This is a genomic window from Legionella rubrilucens, from assembly GCF_001468125.1.
Lineage (GTDB): Bacteria > Pseudomonadota > Gammaproteobacteria > Legionellales > Legionellaceae > Legionella_C > Legionella_C rubrilucens.
This window is the reverse complement of record NZ_LNYT01000017.1, coordinates 1-4,550: the sequence shown is the minus strand read 5'-3', so window position 1 is coordinate 4,550 and position 4,550 is coordinate 1. Positions and strand designations below refer to the sequence as shown.

Below are 4,550 nucleotides of genomic sequence, written 5' to 3'. Positions count from 1 at the left end.
AGCTATGAATCGCTTCATGATCGAATTCGGCGATAGAGTTACCGGATAACAGGACGGCTAGTTACACAGAATTCCGGACAGACTCACTTTGGGTGGTTGAAGCTGCGTCTCCTTCATTCACCAGGCTTCAGATGGTGGTTGATTGGTAAAATATTCCGTTAGTCTTCGTTTTGTTCCAGGGCTTGTCATTTCGGGTAGGGCGGTATAATCAAACCATCCCGTATCTTCAATTTCAGGAGAAAAAGTTTCGGTTAGTGAAAATTTTTTAACGATATATACCACAGGATAATCGTTTACCTTTAAATAAAGATGATGGTAAATGCCAAAGAGTGTTGGATCTTCTAAGGCAGTTAATCCAACTTCTTCTTTTAATTCTCTTAATAGAGCTGCTTTGGTTGATTCTCCTTTCTTAACGCCACCGCCTGGGATATACCAATGCGGTTGGTAGGTATGCTTAACCAATAAAACTTGATTGTTTTGATTAATGATAATGGCTCGAGCACCTAAAGTTGATATACCGAGCCAGGATTGGCATTTACGTAGAGTACGGTTTGCTATTTGATAAAGTGGTCTAACGTTCATAAGGATAGCTCATTAATTCCAAATTATTTATATTACTCCAAATCAACCCTGTCTTCATGCGACGGGCATGAGATAACTAAAAAAACCTTGTCATGGTAATTACAAGCACTAATTAGCTTCTATTTCCAGTAATTAAAAATCAATCCTTTTTCGCCAAAAATAGGATCTTTTTTAGGCAATCCAACTTCTTTAATCGTTTTGAGTGCTTGCAAATACTCTTCACTATTTCCATAATTCATATCGATTCCAACATCGAAAGGATAGGCACCAATGCATCGAAAATTATCTGTCATACTTAGGCTTTTGTGTGCAACGCCCGCTGGTAGGATCACCACATCACCTTGTTTAACAGTATAAATTGAACCATTATCGCCACCGAACTGAACTTGGCACTCTCCTGAAATAATAACTAATACCTCATGTGTATTACTATGGTAATGGTGAAAATCATAAATACTATCAACCCAAGAATGGCTCCAATGGTTTTGTTCCAATCGATCCTGAATAGCCTGTGGTGACTCATTCATGCCTGAAAAGACTTGCTTATAAATTAATAATGGATAATGTGGATTCCCAGGAAAATAACCCTGTGGAGAAATCATTTTTTGTATAATTTCCATATCGTTTCTCTTTTAATTGATGTTTTCAATTCAATAAATTGCTAACCAGCAAGCATTTTTAGTACTTTTTTAGTCTTTCTTTTGGGCAACCCATACAGTTGCTTCTCCACATTCTGGATCTCTAACTTTGTGTATAAGTACTTTAAAATTACAATCTAGAAGTATTTGAGTATATTCTTCAGCAGAAAGAGATGCATGATATAAATCATGTCCACCATTATCCCCCCAGACTTCCCCATATTCTGGTCCTGATGTAAATATTAATAAACCATTTTGTTCCACCAAAGATGAAAGGGATTTTAATACCATTCGTTGATCATCATGAGGTAAGTGAAAAAAGCTGTGCCAAGCAATTACAGCATGAAATTTATCTTGTAAATTTAGAGTGCGCATATCAGCAAGCAGCCATTTTCCATTCGGGAACCGCTTTTTACATAAATGAATCATTTTTTTACTTGCATCAATACCGGTTACTTTATAATCTTTTTTAATTAAAAATTGTGCTATTGGTTCACCAGTACCACAGCCTACATCTAATACTTTGCCTCCTGATGGAATATGATTTATTAAAAGATCTAAATAGAACTTTTCCATATCAAGTTCTTTATTACGATGGCTATCAAACCAATCGATAATTTCATCATAAACAAGATATACTTTATTTTTATTTTTTTTCTTTACGGTTCTAGTATCTGCAATAGAATTAATGCGGTACTTCAATTGAGTAAAACCACCGCCAATACATTTGGTTTCAATATGGTCAAGTTCAATATCATGCGTCAATGGGCCAAATAGCGGGCGACCAGATCCCAACAATACAGGTGCTATTGTTATCGTTACTTCGTTGATCAGATTATCAGCAATAAAGTTCTGGATAGTAATACCTCCATCGATATAAAGATGTTTAAATCCTTGCTTTGTTAACCGCTTGACTAAATCAGTTGGTGTTTCAGATGACGTCGAAACATGATTTTTTAAGTGGCTAGGTATTTCTATGGGTTGGCTACTCATTACGACTACTGGGAGATCACCATATGGCCAAGATTCAAACGATAATACCTTCTCGAGTGAATGCCGTCCCATAACCAGTCCATCGATTGTTGATATGAATTCTTTATAGCCACCATCCTCACCTGGCGGCACAAGAGTGTTTGCTTTCATTAACCAATCAATAGACCCATCCTCTCTAGCAATAAAACCATCAAGACTGGTAGCAATAAAAACAGAACATTTGGCTAGCATAATGATTTATCCTTTCTAACAATCGCGCTTATGAATAACGGTGCTCTTCATTTATTGTACTTAGGCTTGATTAGATTCTTTTTTAAGCTGGTGTAGAGTAATAGCATTACCTTCAGAATCGATGATAATTGCCATTCTGCATACTGGTGATGAAAAGACATCCAATTTGAAGGTTACGCCATTTTCTTTTAATTGTTGAGTTAACGAATCCAAATCTTCAACTTCAAAAGCAATGCTTCCTCCAGATACAGAGCTGGGCTTGACTCCTTCTGCAAGTGTTGTAATTGCAAAGCATCCCCCTTGTGGCAAATCGTACTCTACCCAATTTCCATTGGCAGAAATGTTGCTAGGTGTAAGACCAAAATTATTTTTATAAAAATCCTTAGCACGATTTAAATTCTCCACTGGATACATGGTAAATGCTACTTTTTTTAACATGGAATTTTTCCTTAATTTTATTCATCGTATTAGTTTGAAATACTTATACGTTTGGGTTTAGTCATGTTTATCTATCTCCTAGATGAATATGTGTTGCATATTATCCTCGATTTAAATCTTTTCGTAAAAAATAATATATCGAATTCTTATTAAAGCCTTTTCTTTCAAACTCAACGTAATATCCTAGCTTTTTATAGAAACCAAGTGCCTCCCAGTCAAATGTATTAACTGCAATAAAATTACAATGACTCTCTTTTGCAAGTGTTTCTGCTTTGTGCATCAAATGAGTTCCATAACCTCCACCACGAATTTTTTCATGGACCCAAATTTGCCCCACAAATAATCCTCCATACATATTATCACCTGCACATCCACCAATGATGTTTCCCTCATTATCGCGTATAAAAAATGCAAAAAAATCAAGTTGAGACATGCCTTTTTTGACTTTAGCTAGCTCCATGATCGCATCATTTAATATTTGTATATCCTCAGATTTTGGGTTTGGTTCATAGATAATCTGATAATTCATTGTCTATTCCTGTAGTTAGTACGTAGTAATGCCGCTAATCTATTATAAAATCGTTATTTTTTCTCTTTATAACCATCAATATAGAATTACCATCTGGTGTTTTAATCAAACCAAAATCTTGAAATCCTGCTTTTTCATAGCAACGTTTGGCTCGAATATTATTAGGGTCTGCTTCAGTAATGATTTTGTTAATTTTGGGATTTTTAAAAAGGAATTTAACGAAGGCTTTCATCATAAGTGTCCCGTAGCCTTGATTAAGATATTGCTCTTCCCCAATGAATTGATCCGTGCCAACTGTATAATCATCCTCATTTAGCCACCAACCGTCACCTACTTTACTTGCCCAATAGTATTGAATAAATCCTATTGGTTTATCATTTAAGTAAATTATATAAGGACAAACAACAGAATCTCCAATTCGTTTGCCATATATGTCTTTTATTTCTTCAGACGAAAGATTATCTTGCCACCATTCTAAAACATGAGGTTTGCTAAACCATTGGCACAGTAAATTTAGATCGCAATGTGATAGAGGTTTGAAAGTAAATTTTGATGGCAAAATCAATTTAGAGTTTTTGGTTCTCATGCCTGTTTCTTCCTCGCGACAGTTAGGATATTCACACCACTATATTTTCCAATAGATCATTTAACTGATTTGATGGATATGGAGTTGATTTATCTTTCTGAATTTCCCTATAAAATTCATGCATTTTTTCTGCAATAGGAGCATTTTTCGATAATATTTCATTTATTTTATCGGGCAACTTAATTGAAAGTTTATTTGTTAAGTAGTAGCTTAATGTCTTGTCCCCATGTTCTTTGCCTGCATAGGTTGTTAGGATACCATGTAGTAAATTGACTGAATAACTACATCTATCATAATTTTTGTGGTTATTAACAAATTTTTGTTCAGTTATTGATAAATCAAATTTCGTTGACAGCGCCAAACCAAAATCACTGAGATAAATATTATTCTCATCGGCTAAAATGTTATGAAAGTGTGCATCCATATGAAGAAAATTATTATCATGCATAAACTCGAAAACAGTTCCAAATGAGAGTCTGTCCGGAATTCTGTGTAACTAGCCGTCCTGTTATCGGTTAACTCTATCGCCGAATTCGATCATGAAGCGATTCAT

General features: G+C 35.0%; 7 protein-coding genes. All 7 read right to left on the bottom strand.

Annotation, left to right across the window (positions count from 1 at the left end; genetic code table 11):
• Window positions 1-117 precede the first annotated feature (117 nt).
• On the bottom strand, window positions 118-582 hold the full coding sequence (locus Lrub_RS07690; RefSeq protein ID WP_058531617.1) for an NUDIX domain-containing protein: 465 nt from the start codon (window positions 580-582) through the stop codon (window positions 118-120).
• A gap of 119 nt (window positions 583-701) precedes the next feature.
• Window positions 702-1,202 carry a cupin domain-containing protein gene (locus Lrub_RS07685; RefSeq protein WP_058531616.1) on the bottom strand — a complete coding sequence of 167 codons (501 nt, stop codon included), beginning with the start codon at window positions 1,200-1,202 and terminating at the stop codon, window positions 702-704.
• Window positions 1,203-1,271: 69 nt separating this feature from the next.
• Window positions 1,272-2,444, bottom strand: coding sequence for a methyltransferase domain-containing protein (locus Lrub_RS14585; RefSeq protein WP_058531615.1), 1,173 nt, complete (start codon window positions 2,442-2,444; stop codon window positions 1,272-1,274).
• A 60-nt stretch (window positions 2,445-2,504) separates the two neighbouring features.
• Window positions 2,505-2,882, bottom strand: a complete 378-nt coding sequence (locus Lrub_RS07675; RefSeq protein WP_058531614.1) for a VOC family protein — start codon at window positions 2,880-2,882, stop codon at window positions 2,505-2,507.
• Window positions 2,883-2,982: 100 nt separating this feature from the next.
• Window positions 2,983-3,411 (bottom strand): GNAT family N-acetyltransferase, encoded by a 429-nt coding sequence (locus tag Lrub_RS07670; RefSeq protein ID WP_058531613.1) that lies wholly within the window; start codon window positions 3,409-3,411, stop codon window positions 2,983-2,985.
• 34 nt (window positions 3,412-3,445) lie between these two features.
• A complete protein-coding gene (locus Lrub_RS07665; RefSeq protein ID WP_058531612.1) occupies window positions 3,446-3,997 on the bottom strand; it encodes a GNAT family N-acetyltransferase in 552 nt (183 codons plus the stop codon).
• A 31-nt stretch (window positions 3,998-4,028) separates the two neighbouring features.
• The gene (locus tag Lrub_RS07660; protein ID WP_237760780.1) at window positions 4,029-4,421 is read right to left on the bottom strand and encodes a hypothetical protein; all 393 of its coding nucleotides are present in this window, start codon (window positions 4,419-4,421) and stop codon (window positions 4,029-4,031) included.
• Between the last annotated feature and the right edge of the window lie 129 nt (window positions 4,422-4,550).